The organism is Sphingomonas sp. Leaf4, from assembly GCF_920939515.1.
Taxonomy (GTDB): domain Bacteria; phylum Pseudomonadota; class Alphaproteobacteria; order Sphingomonadales; family Sphingomonadaceae; genus Sphingomonas.
In genome coordinates this window covers 24,518-38,662 of sequence record NZ_CAKLBB010000002.1, presented here as the reverse complement: position 1 = coordinate 38,662, position 14,145 = coordinate 24,518, and the positions used below count along the sequence as shown (strand labels likewise).

At 68.4% G+C, this 14,145-nt stretch carries 13 protein-coding genes; 8 read left to right on the top strand and 5 right to left on the bottom strand.

Annotation, left to right across the window (positions count from 1 at the left end; genetic code table 11):
- Positions 1–54 precede the first annotated feature (54 nt).
- Genes LRA89_RS02625 through LRA89_RS02610 form a run of 4 tightly spaced genes read left to right on the top strand, consistent with a single transcriptional unit; the run spans position 55 to position 3,266 of the window.
- A complete protein-coding gene (locus LRA89_RS02625) occupies positions 55–309 on the top strand; it encodes an endonuclease domain-containing protein (protein WP_230768909.1) in 255 nt (84 codons plus the stop codon).
- Positions 306–1,106 carry a tryptophan synthase subunit alpha gene (gene trpA / locus LRA89_RS02620; RefSeq protein WP_230768908.1) on the top strand — a complete coding sequence of 267 codons (801 nt, stop codon included), beginning with the start codon at positions 306–308 and terminating at the stop codon, positions 1,104–1,106. The genes LRA89_RS02625 and trpA overlap by 4 nt, the downstream gene beginning before the upstream one ends.
- On the top strand, positions 1,103–1,954 hold the full coding sequence (gene accD, locus LRA89_RS02615) for an acetyl-CoA carboxylase, carboxyltransferase subunit beta (RefSeq protein ID WP_056497164.1): 852 nt from the start codon (positions 1,103–1,105) through the stop codon (positions 1,952–1,954). Before trpA ends, accD begins: the two co-directional genes overlap by 4 nt.
- A gap of 7 nt (positions 1,955–1,961) precedes the next feature.
- Positions 1,962–3,266: a bifunctional folylpolyglutamate synthase/dihydrofolate synthase gene (locus LRA89_RS02610; RefSeq protein WP_230768907.1), complete on the top strand. Its 1,305-nt coding sequence runs from the start codon at positions 1,962–1,964 to the stop codon at positions 3,264–3,266.
- Positions 3,267–3,570: 304 nt separating this feature from the next.
- On the opposite strand, the gene LRA89_RS02605 is transcribed toward LRA89_RS02610, so the two are convergent.
- The gene (locus LRA89_RS02605) at positions 3,571–5,175 is read right to left on the bottom strand and encodes an AmpG family muropeptide MFS transporter (protein WP_230768906.1); all 1,605 of its coding nucleotides are present in this window, start codon (positions 5,173–5,175) and stop codon (positions 3,571–3,573) included.
- Between the two features lie 316 nt (positions 5,176–5,491).
- Here LRA89_RS02605 and LRA89_RS02600 point away from each other — a divergent pair, with 316 nt between their 5' ends.
- Positions 5,492–6,754 (top strand): MFS transporter, encoded by a 1,263-nt coding sequence (locus LRA89_RS02600; protein ID WP_230768905.1) that lies wholly within the window; start codon positions 5,492–5,494, stop codon positions 6,752–6,754.
- On the opposite strand, the gene LRA89_RS02595 is transcribed toward LRA89_RS02600, so the two are convergent.
- The 3 genes from LRA89_RS02595 to LRA89_RS02585 all read right to left on the bottom strand — a co-directional run bounded on the left by LRA89_RS02595 (position 6,738) and on the right by LRA89_RS02585 (position 10,390).
- A complete protein-coding gene (locus LRA89_RS02595; RefSeq protein WP_230768904.1) occupies positions 6,738–7,916 on the bottom strand; it encodes a GGDEF domain-containing protein in 1,179 nt (392 codons plus the stop codon). The two genes, LRA89_RS02600 and LRA89_RS02595, sit on opposite strands and share 17 nt — an antisense overlap.
- A 138-nt stretch (positions 7,917–8,054) precedes the next feature.
- Positions 8,055–8,594 carry a 16S rRNA (guanine(966)-N(2))-methyltransferase RsmD gene (rsmD, locus tag LRA89_RS02590; protein WP_055755469.1) on the bottom strand — a complete coding sequence of 180 codons (540 nt, stop codon included), beginning with the start codon at positions 8,592–8,594 and terminating at the stop codon, positions 8,055–8,057.
- On the bottom strand, positions 8,594–10,390 hold the full coding sequence (locus LRA89_RS02585) for a pseudouridine synthase (protein WP_230768903.1): 1,797 nt from the start codon (positions 10,388–10,390) through the stop codon (positions 8,594–8,596). Before LRA89_RS02585 ends, rsmD begins: the two co-directional genes overlap by 1 nt.
- A gap of 64 nt (positions 10,391–10,454) precedes the next feature.
- Here LRA89_RS02585 and LRA89_RS02580 point away from each other — a divergent pair, with 64 nt between their 5' ends.
- Positions 10,455–10,889: a response regulator gene (locus tag LRA89_RS02580; protein ID WP_055755468.1), complete on the top strand. Its 435-nt coding sequence runs from the start codon at positions 10,455–10,457 to the stop codon at positions 10,887–10,889.
- 126 nt (positions 10,890–11,015) lie between these two features.
- Here LRA89_RS02580 and LRA89_RS02575 read toward each other — a convergent pair whose 3' ends face one another.
- A complete protein-coding gene (locus LRA89_RS02575; RefSeq protein WP_230768902.1) occupies positions 11,016–11,321 on the bottom strand; it encodes a UrcA family protein in 306 nt (101 codons plus the stop codon).
- A gap of 191 nt (positions 11,322–11,512) precedes the next feature.
- Between LRA89_RS02575 and LRA89_RS02570 the strand changes: the two genes are divergently transcribed.
- Positions 11,513–13,795 (top strand): ATP-dependent helicase, encoded by a 2,283-nt coding sequence (locus LRA89_RS02570; RefSeq protein WP_230768901.1) that lies wholly within the window; start codon positions 11,513–11,515, stop codon positions 13,793–13,795.
- Between the two features lie 103 nt (positions 13,796–13,898).
- Positions 13,899–14,084, top strand: a complete 186-nt coding sequence (locus tag LRA89_RS02565; RefSeq protein ID WP_230768900.1) for a hypothetical protein — start codon at positions 13,899–13,901, stop codon at positions 14,082–14,084.
- Positions 14,085–14,145 lie beyond the last annotated feature (61 nt).

Here is a 14,145-nt window from a genome sequence, read left to right as displayed (position 1 = left end):
GGTTCGCGTTGCGCGCCGAGCGGTTTGCGGGGGTTCAAGTTTCGGCGGCAAAAGGTGATCGGGGCGTATATTGCCGACTTTGCGGCGAACGCGCCGAAGCTCGTAATCGAACTCGACGGGCATCTGCATGGCGGAACGGCTGCGTATGACGAAGCTCGGACCGCGTATTTGACCGCGCAAGGCTATCGGGTAGTGCGGTTCACTAACTCTGACGTGATGTTTAATCTGGAAGGCGTGTTGCGCTTGTTGGACGGTTTCTTGACCCACCCCCTCTCCCAACCCTCTCCCCTGAAGGGGAGAGGGCTTTGACCCGGCTTGCTTCGGCGTTTTCGCAAGGGCGCGCAGCGTTGGTGTGTTTCGTCACCGCCGGCGATCCGACGTCCGACGCGACGCCCGCCATCCTCGACGCACTGGTCGCGGGCGGGGCGGATGTGATCGAACTGGGCATGCCGTTCACCGATCCGATGGCCGACGGGCCGGCGATCCAGTCGGCGAACATCCGCAGCCTCGCGGCGGGCACGCGGACCGCCGACGTGCTGCGGATCGCGGGCGAGTTTCGCGTGCGCCACCCCGACGTGCCGCTGGTGCTGATGGGCTATGCCAATCCGATGGTGCGGCGCGGGGCGGACTGGTTCGCGCAGGCCTGCGCCGCCGCCGGCGTCGACGGGGTGATCTGCGTCGACATTCCCCCCGAGGAGGACGACAGCCTCGGGCAGCAATTGCGCGCCCATGGCATCGCTGCGATCCGGCTGGCGACGCCGACCACCGATGCCGCGCGGCTGCCCGCCGTACTGGAGGGGGCCGGCGGGTTCCTCTATTACGTCTCGGTCGCCGGGATCACCGGCAAGCAACAGGCGGTGCAGGCGTCGATCGACGATGCGGTCGCGCGGTTGAAGGCAGCGACCACTCTGCCGATCGCGGTCGGCTTTGGCGTGCGGACTCCCGAACAGGCGGCGAGCATCGCGCGCGTGGCGGACGGGGTCGTCGTCGGATCGGCGATCGTCGAGATCGTCGCCGCGCACGGGGCCGATGCCGCCGGGCCGGTGCGCGCCTATATCGAAACGCTTGCCAGCGCGGTGCGCCACGCGGCAAAGGACCCGGCATGAGCTGGCTGAACCGCGTCCGCAACGCCCTCCCCTTCGTCGCGCGCAAGGAAACGCCCGACCATCTCTGGCACAAGTGCAAGGGGTGCGGGCAGATGATCTTCACCCGCGAATGGGAAGAGAATCTGCACGTCTGTCCGAAGTGCGACCATCATGGCCGCATCGGGCCGAAGGAGCGGTTCGGACAGTTGTTCGATGACGGCAGCGTCCAGATATTGCCCAATCCCAAGGTCGCCGAGGACCCGCTGAAGTTCCGCGACAGCAAACGCTATGTTGACCGGCTCAAGACCGCGCGGACCGACACCGGCGAGCAGGATGCGTTCCAGAACGCCTATGGCACGATCCAGGGACATGGCGCGGTGATCGGGGTCCAGAACTTCGCGTTCATGGGCGGATCGATGGGGCAGTTCGTCGGTGAGGCGTTCATCGCCGGCGTCGAGGCGGCGATCGCGCGCGGCGTGCCCTATGTGGTGTTCACCGCCAGCGGCGGCGCACGGATGCAGGAGGGTATCCTCAGCCTGATGCAGATGCCGCGCACCACGGTGGCGATCGAGATGCTGCACGATGCGGGCCTGCCCTATCTGGTGGTGCTGACCGATCCGACGTCGGGGGGCGTGATGGCCGCCTATGCGATGCTGGGCGACGTGCAGATCGCCGAGCCGAAGGCGACGCTGGCGTTCACCGGGCGGCGGGTGATCGAAAGCACGATCCGCGAGAAGCTGCCCGACGATTTCCAGACCAGCGAATATTATCGCGACCATGGGCTGATCGACCGGGTGACGCATCGCCGCGACCTGCCCGGCGAACTTGCGCAGTTGATCGAGTTTCTGGGACAGAAGGCGGCGGCCTGAGCCGGGCATGCCCGATTTCGCGATTTCGGCCGACCCGGCGGTGCAGGCGCAACTCGACCGGTTGACCCTGTTGTCGCCGGGCGCCGATGTGCTGGGGCTCGATCGGATCACGCGGCTGCTGGCGCGGCTGGGCGATCCTCATCTGGCGCTGCCGCCGGTGTTCCATGTCGCGGGAACCAATGGCAAGGGATCGACCTGCGCCTATCTGCGCGCCGCGATCGAGGCGGCGGGGTTGCGCGCCCATGTCTATGCCAGTCCGCATCTGGTGCGGTTCAACGAGCGTATCCGGTTGGGCGGCACGCTGATCGACGATGGCGCATTGGCGGCGCTGCTGGCGCAAGTGCTGGACGTGGCCGACGGGATCGGCGCGAGCTTCTTCGAGATCACGACGGCGGCGGCGTTCCTCGCCTTTGCGCGGACGCCGGCGGAGGCGTGCGTGATCGAGGTGGGCTTGGGCGGGCGGCTGGATGCGACCAACGTACTGCGGGCACCGGCAGTGTGCGGCATCGCGGCGCTGGGGATCGATCACGAGGCGTTTCTGGGGAACTCGCTGGTCGGAATCGCGGGCGAGAAGGCGGGGATCGCCAAGCCCGGCGTGCCGTTGGTGGTGCAGCGCTATGCGCCCGAGGTGATGGCGCGGGTGCGCGCGGTGGCGGGTGCGGCTGGGGCGCCGCTGGTCGCTCGCGATGAGGACTGGCGGGCGGACGACGGTTTCTACACCGATGATCGGGGGGAACTGACGCTGCCGGTGCCGGCGATGGTGGGGGCGCACCAGCGCGACAATCTGGCGCTCGCCGCAGCGATGCTGCGGCATCAGACGGCGGTCGACGTGCCCGATGCGGCGATCGTCGCGGCGGCAGGGGCGGCGCGCTGGCCGGCGCGGATGCAGCGGTTGCGCGAGCGCGGGCCGCTGACCGGACGGGTCGTGTCCCGGCACGGCGTGTGGCTCGACGGGGCGCACAATGAATCGGCGGCGATCGAGGTGGCAGCTTGGTGGCCACGGATCGCTCGGGGCGAGCCATCGGCGCTGGTGCTGGGGATGCTCGCCAACAAGGATGGGCGCAGCGTGCTGGGCCATCTGGCGCAGGTCGTCGATCATGTGGTGGCGGTGCCGGTTCCGGGGCATGCGTGTCATGCGCCCGAGGCGTTGGCGGCGATGGCGCGGGCGTTGGGAGTACGTGCCGAGGTGGCGGACGATCCGGCTTCGGCGCTCGATCGGGTGGCGCTGGTCGGGGCGGAGTCGGTGTTGATCGCGGGGTCGCTGTATCTGGCTGGCACCGTGCTGGCGGCGAATGACGAGGTGCCGGCTTAGGAAGAAGATTTTGTTCGCGCAGAGACGCGGAGGCGCAGAGGAGGTTGCGTTCGAGGCTGTCTTTCCCGCGATAGCGGGCCTGTTGCCGGCCTCCCGATCGCACGGGACATTGCGTCCCGAACTACCTCCTCCGCGCCTCTGCGCCTCTGCGCGAACCAACCTTCTTCGCGCCTTCGCGTGAACTACCCACTTCTTACCGTAGGAACCGTCGCCCCAGCGAAGGCCTGGGCCTCGTGCGGCTACTGTCACGCGCTGTCAGCGGGAGATCCCAGCCTTCGCTGGGATGACGTTTGTGTGAGGGGGATCAGGCCCGCTTCGTCTCGCGGCTCCAGCGGACCCATTCGAGCAGGACGAACACCACCGCGACCAGCCCCAGCGCGGCGGTGAAGCGGAATACCGGGGCATAGCCCATTTGTTCGACCGCTTCGCCCAGCCCCGCGCGGCCGAGCGAGCCGACCAGCAGGGTGAGCGACGACAGCAGCGCATATTGCACGGCGCTGTGTTCCTTGCTGGCGATCGAGGACAGATAGGCGACGAACGCCGCGCCGGCCAAGCCACCGGCGATATTCTCCCCCGAGATCGCGACCATCAGCCGGACCATCCGCGCATCGACGCCAAGCTTCAGCAGCCCGGTCGCGCCCGCCACCGCATCGATCACCGGCGCGCCGGCCGCCAGATCGGCATAGAGCAGGTTGCTTAAGGCGGCGACGATCGCGCCGAGCAGCAATGTCGGCATCCGCCCGACCGTCGCGAACAGGATGCCGCCCAGCGAAATGCCGAGGATGGTCATGCCGACGCCGAAGATCTTGGACGCGAAGGCGACCTCGTCGTTGGTGTAGTGCAGTTCCGTGAGATAAAAGGGATAGGCGAACGGCCCCCAGATCGAATCGCACAGCCGGTAGCTGAGGATCAGCCCGAGGACGATCACCACGCCGTAGCCCAGCCGCCCGACCAGTTCGGCCATCGGCAGGATGAGCGCGCGATAGCCGTGTTCGACGATGCCGGTCGCCGGGTCGGCCCCCGCCCCGCTGCGCCGGGTCAGCCATGCCGCGACGAGCGCGGGAACGACGACGGTCGCGACGACGATCCATGGGCCGGTAAGGCGGGTGAAATCGCCGACGCTCGGCGGCGTCTCGCCGGGCGCGACGGCGAGCGCGCGGACCATGAAGGCGGCGATGGTCAGGATCGCCCAGCTCCAGCACAGGCCGACGATGATGAGCCCGGTGCGCTTGTCGGCACGCGACGGGCCGATGGCGGCCTCGCCCGGTGTCAGCGCGGCCGGGCGCGGCGTGTCGGGTGCGAGCAAGGTGACGATCAGCAGCAACGCCATCAGGGCGCCCATGATCGCATAGACCAGTGGCCATCCGATCCGTGCCGCCATCACCAGCGCCAGCGCACCGCCGATCAGCGTCGCGGTGCGGTAGCCGAGTTGATAGGCCGACGACAGCAGGCCGAGCGTCGCGCGCTCGTCCGCCACGTCGATCCGCCATGCGTCGATCACCACGTCCTGCGTCGCGGCGGCGAACGCGCCGATCACCGCCAGCAGCGCAAACCAGCCGAGCCCCAGCACCGGATCGGTCGCCGACAGCGCGACGAAGGTAGCGGCGAGCACCCCCTGACACAGCAGCAGCCACGACTTGCGCCGCCCGAAGCGTTCGAGCAGCGGCAGGCGGAGGCGATCGACCAGCGGCGACCACAAGAATTTGAAGGCGTAGAGCAATCCGATCCACGACAGCAGGCCGATGGTGGCGAGGTTCACCTTCGCCTCCCCCAGCCATGCGTTGAGCGTCCCGAGCAACAGCGTGAACGGCAGTCCGGCGGCAAAGCCGAACGCCAGCATCGTGCCCGTCTTGCGATTGCCCAGCCCGGTACGGATCAGCGCCAGTCCGGTCGGCGCGGCGTCGGTCATGCCTGTCCCCTTGTGCAGCGCGGGACCGTAGGCGGGGGGTGCGGTTGGAGCAAGGTGGTTGGAATTCGGAGCGATATGGGGGACAAACACCAACAGCGTTCGTTACTCCCGCGCAGACGGGAGCCCATATACGCGGACGCTTCGGGTCTATCGTGACGTCAGTGTCTATGGATTCCCGCCTGCGCGGGAATGACGAACAGGCTGGCGCGGAACAGCACCCTTACCTTCGAACAGCGGCGCACTCCGATAGTTGCGCCTGAACCCCGCCAACCGAAAGCTTCTTGCCCTGCCCGGCCGATCGGGTAGGCGCACCGGCATGACTGTTCCCCATCCGATGGCCACGCATCGTCGCATCCTGATCGCCAGCCTAATCGGTACGTCGGTCGAGTTCTACGACTTCTATATCTATGCGACCGCCGCGACACTGGTGTTCGGGCCGCTGTTCTTTCCGTCGGACAGCAGTTCGGCGCAGTTGATGGCGAGTTACCTGTCGATCGGCCTCGCCTTCATCGCGCGGCCGCTGGGCGCGGTGGTGTTCGGGCATTTCGGCGACCGGCTGGGGCGGAAGTCGACGCTGGTCGCGTCGCTGATGCTGATGGGCGGGTCGACGCTGCTGATCGCGTTCCTGCCGACCTATGCGCAGGTCGGCTGGGTCGCGCCGCTGCTGCTGTGTACGTTGCGGTTCGCGCAAGGGCTGGGACTGGGCGGCGAATGGGGTGGCGCGGCGCTGCTCGCGGTCGAGAATGCGCCGCCGGGGTGGCGCGGGCGGTTCGGCATGGTGCCGCAACTGGGTGCGCCGGTCGGGTTCATCGCCGCCAACGGGCTGTTCCTGATCCTCGGCCTGACGCTCAGCGATGCCGATTTCGTGGCGTGGGGCTGGCGGTTGCCGTTCTTGTTCAGCGTCGCGCTGGTCGGCCTGGGCCTGTGGGTTCGCCTCAAGCTGACCGAGACGCCGGCGTTCCGGGCCGCGCTGGAACAGGAAGCGCCCGCCGGGGTGCCGATCGCCGAACTGGCGGCCGGGCATCTGCGCGCGACCGTGGCCGGGACGTTCGGGGTCGTCGCCTGTTTCGCGCTCTATTACATCGCGACGACGTTCGTGCTGGGATATGGCACCACGACGCTCGGCTATACGCGCGGCGCGTTCCTCCAGACGCAGTTGGTCGCGATCCTGTTCATGGCAGTCGGCATCGCGTGGGCGGGATGGTGGTCCGACCGGGCGACGCCGGGGCGGGTGCTTGCCGGAGGCTGCGTCGGCGTGGTCGTGGCGGGCGCGTTGCTGGCACCGATGGTCGGTTCGGGCAGCCTGTTCGCGATCGGGGCGTGGCTGTCGTTCGCGCTGTTGATGATGGGGTTCGTCTATGGGCCGCTCGGCGCGTGGCTGCCGTCGCTGTTCCCGGCGCGGGTGCGTTATACCGGCGCATCGATGGCGTTCAACGTCGGCGGGGTGATCGGCGGCGGGCTGACGCCGAGCATCGCGCAGGCGCTGTCGGTCGGACATGGCCTGAGCGCGGTCGGCATGATCCTTGGCGCGGCGGGGGTGGCAAGCCTGATCGGGCTGGCGATCACGCCGAGGCGGTAAACGGCGGCGTCGCCCCGACCGGTTCGGGCATCGGGCAGACGCGGTTGCGCCCCGCTCGCTTGGCGGCATAGGTCCAGCCGTCGGCGCGTTCCAGCAGGCGTTCGAGCGTGTCGCCGCTCTCGCGCTCGGCAAGCCCCGCGCTGACCGTGACGGCGGGGAGATGCGCGCCCATCGCCGGCATCGCGCCGCGCACCGCCTGCGCCGAAAGCCATGCGCCGCGCAGCGTCGTGCGGTCGAGCAGCGCGACGAATTCCTCGCCGCCCAGCCGGGCGACCAGCGCGTCGGGCGGCAGCGCGGTGCGCAGGACATGCGCGAAGGCGCGCAGCACCGCATCGCCGGTGGCATGGCCATAGCCGTCGTTGATCCGCTTGAAATGATCGAGGTCGAACACGATCGCCGCGACCGGCGACCGGGCGGCGGGATCGAACAGCCGCGCGGCGCGGCGTTCCAGCCCGCGCCGGTTGGCGAGGCCAGTCAACGGATCGGTTTCGGATTCGGCGATGGTGTGGCCCATCACCTTCTGCATCACCAGCAACAGCACCATCAGCCCGGCGGTAACGATCAGGATGCCGCCGGTCGCCTGCGAGAACAACGCATAGGCGCTGGCGGCATAGTCGCGCGCGGTGGCGCCCGAGCCATAGGCAGCGGCGAAGAACGGCTTGACGAGGAAGTGGATGCCGAGCAGCCCCGAGACGAAGGTCAGCCCCCACCATAGCCGGCCGCCGCCGGTACGCGCCATCCGCTGCGCGACGACCGCCGACAACGCGCTGGCGGTCGCGAACGGCGCCTGGAAACAGAGTTCGTACCACAGCGTATTGCGCGGCCCACCCCAGATGCCGGCGCGGATGACGACACCGAGCAGCAGGATCGCACCGGCCGCCGCCCATGGCTTGCGCAGGCCGCCGAGCGCGGCGAAGCCCAGCGGCATCAGCACGATGCACAGCAGGAACGACGCATAGCTGGTCGCGGTGAACGTGCCCGTCCACTGGGTCAGCCGGACACCCAGTTCACTCAATGGGGTCAGCATGCCGATCGCATAGACCGCGAAGAACCACATCACCTCGCGCTGGCCCGAATAAGACAGGCGGATGGTCGCGAACGCCACCGCGAACAACGCCGCGACGCACATATTCCCGATCAACGCATAGATCGCACCGTCCACCTGGCCTGTTCCGTCCGATACCGTACTGGATCGCCGACCTAGCACGGCGTCCCCACCAAGGCGTTAACGCGCCTGGAGTCGGATGCTTTTGCCCGGACCCGTCGCCGGCATGGCGTCGATCGATCAGGCCCGGGCCGTTCAGGCGAGGCGAAGCAGAGTGATCTTCGCCTTGCCATAGACGCGTTCGACATCGATCGTGAATTGCGGCAGGTCGATCGTCTCGGGCTTCGCGGTTTCGACGCTGACCCAGGTGGCGGGGCCGATCCAGCCGAGCCGGGCGAGCTTGTCCGCCGCGACCGCACCCGCGCCGCTGTCATAGGGCGGGTCCATCATCACCAGGTCGAGCGGACGCGGTGCCGGCCCGAGCGACAGGACCGAGGTGGCGCGAACGTCGGTGCCCCCTGCCCCCAGCTTGGTGATGTTGGCGCGCAAGGCGTCGAGCGCCGCGCGGTCCTGTTCGACGAACAGGCAGGTGGCGGCACCGCGCGACAGCGCCTCCAGTCCCAGCGCGCCCGACCCGGCGAACAGATCGGCGACCGCCAGTTCGTCGAAGCTGCCGATGCGGCTAGCCAGCATCGAGAACAGCGCCTCGCGCGTGCGGTCGGCGGTGGGGCGGGTGGCGTCGCCCTTGGGCGCGGCGATCGGGCGGCCGCGCCATTCCCCGGCGATGATCCGCATCAGCGCTTGCCCCCGGTCGGACGCCCGCCCTTGGGTTTGCCCTTGGTCGGTCGGGTCGATGGCGTGGCCTTCGCCCAGCCGGTCGGCTTGCGCTTGGGCCGGTCGATGAAGCTCGCCCGATCGGCGTCGGACGCCTCTGCCTGCGTCATGCGTCGGTCGACCGGACCGCGCGGGGGCGCGGGGGCGGGTTCCTCACGGCGTACAACACCGCCGGTCCGGGCGGGACCACGCGCTGGGCGGGGCGCAGATTCCTGCTCGTCGTCGCGGGGTCTGCGCGAAACCCGGGCGACGCCGTCATAGCCCGGCCGCTGGACATAGGCCGCCGCCCGCCGGGTGCGGGCGTTGGCGCCATCAGGGGCATGGCCATAGGCCCGGCGATCGCCCAGTCCCGGCTGCTTGCGTTCGGATGGGGTCTGTCCCGCCTGGGTCAGCGGATCGAACCCGTCCTGACGATCGACCGGGCGTTCGGTGGCGTGGGTGCGTGGGCCGGCACGACGCGGATCGACCGGCCGGGGACGATCGCCGAACCCGCCGCGCTCGGTGCTGCCTTGCGGCCGGGCGCCGAAGCGGGGGCGTTCGCCGTCACCTTGCGGTCGCGTGCCGAAGCTGCGGCGTTCGCCATCGCCCTGTGGTCGGGCACCAAAACTGCGGCGCTCGCCGTCGCCCTGTGGTCGTGCGCCGAAGCGGGGGCGTTCACCGTCACCCTGCGGCCTGGCGCCGAAGCTGCGGCGTTCGCCATCGCCTTGCGGGCGGGGGGCAAGCGTACGATGTTCGCCCTGCCCCGGCGCTCCGGCTGGCCCCTCGCGGTCGGGGCGCCGGCCGCTGAAGCCCGAGCGCTGGCCGTCGCGCTCGATACGCGGGCGGCGTTCGTCGGTGCGCGGCGTCGCCACCGGCTCGGGGCGGGGCAGCGGGCTCGCGCGCTTCCACGCCTTCAGCGCCGCCGGATCAGCCCCCTCGGGCGTCGGCTTGACGGTCGGCTTGTTCACCAGCGTCTTGCGGAAGGCGACCAGTTCGTGCTGACGGATCTCGTCGACCTCGCCTTCGGGCAGGTCTTCGAGGTAGAACGGGCCGTAGCGGGTGCGGATCAGGCGCGAGACCTTGAGTCCGAGATGTTCGAGGACGCGGCGAACCTCGCGGTTCTTGCCCTCGGTCAGCGTCATCTCGATCCAGGTGTTGGTGCCGGTGCGCCGTTCAAGATTGGCGTTGATCGAGCCATAGCGCACCCCCTCGATCTCGATGCCGAGCATCAGGTCCTCGAGCTGCTGCTGGCTGACCTCGCCATAGGCACGCGCGCGATAGGTCCGCTCGACGCCGGTGGCGGGCAGTTCGAGGCGGCGTTTCAGCTCGCCGTCGGTGGTCATCAGCAACAACCCCTCGGTATTCAGATCGAGACGGCCGACGGGGATAAGGCGCGGGAGCCCGGCGGGCAGCCGGTCGTAGATCGTCTGGCGACCGGTATGGTCGCGCTCGGCGGTCAGTGTGCCAGCGGGCTTGTGGAAGCGGAACAGGCGCGTAGGTTCGGGTGCGGCGACGGGTGCGCCGTCGACGGTCACGCCCTTCAAGTTGCGCAGGATCGTCGCCGGCGTCTCGATGGTGACGCCGTCGATCGCGATGCGACCAGCGGTAATCATGCGTTCGATGTCGCGACGCGACGCGACGCCGGCGCGGGCCAGCAGTTTCGCGATGCGTTGGCCGTCGGCGGGCGTTTCGGCGGGGGATTCAGGAGGCGTGGCGATGACGAAAATATCCAGCTTGCGGCGAGGCGATGAAAGTTTGCGCCAAAGCGGTTCCTTCATCGCGTTCGTGAGTTTGACGCAATCGTATAGGATGGAAGCCATCCGGTGGAAAGCGAGTGGGTCCATGTTGTTCGGTCGGAAGAAACGGCACATCACGCGCATCCTCGTCGTCGAGGACGAACCGCTGGTCGCGTTCGATACCGAATATTTCCTGACCGCCAGCGGATTCGAGATCGCGGCAACGGTCGATTCGGTCGCCGACGCGCTGCGGGTGATCGAGGGCGGGACCGAAGTGGACTTGGTGCTGGCCGACGTCAATCTGGCCGATGGCAGCGGAGTCGACGTGGCGCGGACCGCGCATGGTCGCGGCATCCCGGTGCTGCTGGTGACGGGGGCGTGCCCCGAGGGCGCGCGGGTGTTCGCGGCGGGGTGTCTCGCCAAGCCCTATCCGCAAAAGGACCTGCTGGGCGCGATCAATGCGATCGGCGCGGTCATCGGCGGGGAGAAGCTGCCCAACCGCCTGCCGAGCGGGTTCAATCTGTTCGACAGCGCAGCCTGAGCCGGTTGCTCCCCTCCCTGACAAGGGAGGGGTCGGGGGTGGGTCGGCCTGCGAGGGAACGGCAGCACCCGCCCCATGCCTACCCACCCCCAGCCGCTCCCTTGTCAGGGAGGGGAGCACGACAAGTCAGCGGACGCTGGCGACCGTTACCGGCCGGGCGAGCTGCGCCACGCGGACCTGGGCGTCGCGCTTCATTTCGGTGCGGCAGCGGCGGGTGTCGGCATAGCCGCGCATGCCGGTGACGACCGAGGTGCAGGCGCGGCGGGCAGCGGCGTCGACCCGCGCGTCGAGCAGGCGGCGGCCTTCGGTGGTGGCAAGGTCGAGGCCGGCATAGGAAACGCGGGCGCTCACCGGCTCGCGCAGTTCGGCATGGGCGGCGGACGACACGCACGTCAATGCGGCCGCCATCAGGGCGACGGTACGGATGGTCATGGCAAAGGCTCCTGCGAAGATCGCCTGTCGCGCCGGTGGTCATCCCGTGAACCGGGTGCCGCCGTCCGCCGGCACATGGCCCCTACCGTCGCCGCGTTGCAGCATCGTGGCAGGGCCATGTCGATACGATGACGGTTGCGAAACAACTTCCTTGCTTGCCGCTTTACGCTTCGTTCCCTACCTGTTCGGCCATGTCGCTCGTCCCTGCCCCCGCCCCCGTTCCCGCTGACGAACCGCCCTATCTGCGCACGCTGAACGCGCCGCAGCGCGAGGCGGTGCTGACGACCGACGGGCCGGTGCTGGTGCTGGCGGGGGCAGGCACTGGCAAGACGGCGGCGCTGACCGCGCGGCTGGCGCACCTGCTCTACACCCGCAAGGCCTATCCATCCGAAATCCTGTCGGTGACGTTCACCAACAAGGCGGCGAAGGAAATGCGCGAGCGGGTCGGCCGGCTGGTCGGCGACATGGTGGAGGGGATGCCGTGGCTCGGCACGTTCCACGCGATCGGCGCGAAGATGCTGCGCCGCCATGCTGAACTGGTCGGGTTGCAGTCGAACTTCTCCATCCTCGACACCGACGACCAGTTGCGGCTGATGAAGCAGTTGATCCTTGCCGCGAACCTCGATGAGAAGCGCTGGCCGGCGCGCAGCCTTGCCGGGCTGATCGACGGGTGGAAGAACAAGGGGCTGACTCCCGCCGACATCGATGCGGGCGAGGCGGAGCGCTTTGCCAATGGGCGCGGGGGCGAACTGTACCAGCAATATCAGGACCGGTTGAAGGCGGTGAACGCCTGCGACTTCGGCGACCTGCTGCTGCATGTGCTGACGATCTTGCGGACCAATCGCGAGGTGCTGGCGCAGTATCAGCAGCGCTTCCGCTACATCATGGTCGACGAATATCAGGACACCAACAGCGTCCAGTATCTCTGGCTGCGGTTGCTGGCGCAGGAGCGGCGCAACCTGTGCTGCGTGGGCGACGACGACCAGTCGATCTATTCATGGCGCGGCGCGCAGGTCGAGAATATCCTGCGGTTCGAGCGTGATTTTCCCGGTGCCAAGATCGTCCGGCTGGAACAGAATTACCGGTCGACCCCGCATATCCTCGGCGCGGCATCGGGGGTGATCGCGCATAACGGCGGGCGGCTGGGCAAGACGTTGTGGACCGAATGCGACGTCGGCGAAAAGGTCCGCGTGATCGGGGTGTGGGATGGCCCCGAGGAAGCGCGCCGCGTCACCGACATGATCGAGCGCGAGCGCCGCAACCTCGACGGGTTCGCCATCCTGGTCCGCGCGCAGCACCAGACGCGCGAGTTCGAGGACCGCTTCATCGCGACCGGCATGCCGTATCGCATCGTCGGCGGCTTTCGCTTCTACGAGCGCGCCGAGATCCGCGATGCGCTGGCGTATCTGCGCGTCGTCAACCAGCCGGCCGACGATCTGGCGTTCGAGCGGATCGTCAACGTCCCCAAGCGGGGCTTGGGCGACAAGGCGGTGCAGACGGTCCACCGTTTCGCGCGTGCGACCGGCAGTTCGCTGATGACGGCGGCTGCGCGCATCCTCGACACAGACGAGCTGACCGGGGCGGCGCGCAAGTCGCTCGGGCGGCTGGTCGGCGATTTCGCGCGGTGGCGCGACATGGCCCGCGACCTGCCGCATGCCGAGCTGGCGCGGCAGTTGCTCGACGAGAGCGGCTATACCGCGATGTATCAGGCGGAAAAGACCGCCGAGGCCGCCGGGCGGCTGGAGAATCTGACCGAGCTGGTCCGGGCGATGGAGGAATATGAGTCGCTGGGCGCCTTCCTCGAACACGTCAGCCTGGTGATGGATAACGAGGCGTCGGCCGAGGAGCCGAAGGTCACGATCATGACGATCCACGCCGCCAAGGGGCTGGAGTTCGACACGGTGTTCTGCGTCGGATGGGAGGAAGGGCTGTTCCCGTCGCAGCGATCGATGGACGAGGGCGGCACCGCCAGCCTCGAGGAAGAACGCCGCCTCGCCTATGTCGCGATCACCCGCGCGCGGCGGCTGGCGGTGGTGCTGCACGCCGCCAACCGGCGCATCTATGGCCAGTGGAATTCCTCGCTCCCGTCGCGCTTCGTCGGCGAATTGCCGCCCGAGCATATCGAGACCGAGACGACGATGGCGGGGGGCGAGAGCCTGTGGCGGGCCAACTGGTCCGAACGCGGCGATCCCTTCGCCGATGTGTCGCGCGGCACCGGGCGGGGGCCGGGCTGGCAGCGCGCGGCGTCGCAGGGGTCGACCTTCACCCCCGCCCCGTCGCGCGTGGTCGAGGCGCGGGCAAGCGCGATCAGCCTGGGCAACAAGGGGCGCGGCGACCTGAAAAAAGGACAGCGCGTGTTCCACCAGAAGTTCGGCCATGGCACGATCGAATTGATCGAGGGCAACAAGCTGGAAGTCGAGTTCGCGACGGCGGGACGCAAGCGCGTGCTCGATACCTTCGTGACGACCGACTGATCTTTTTTGCCGTATACTGTTCGCCACTGATGCAGATCAGGAACGACGGATGGCTTTTGCCGTACATCCCCTGTTCAGCAACCGATGTTGCGGGAGATGTTCGATGGAACAACGGAACAACGCCGACTATTATCGCCGCCGCATAATCGAGGCACGGGCGCGTGCCGATGGCGCGTTCCTGCCTGAAGTGCGGGTGGTCCATACCGAGATGGCCGAGCGCTATGCGCAACTGCTGGCCGAGGTCGAACACGGTGACCGGCCGCGGCTGGGCATCGTTTCGCGGTCCTAGGCTGGATCGACATTCAACGAAATGCCGTCCTAATCTCCTCCCCTCCCTGACAAGGGAGGGG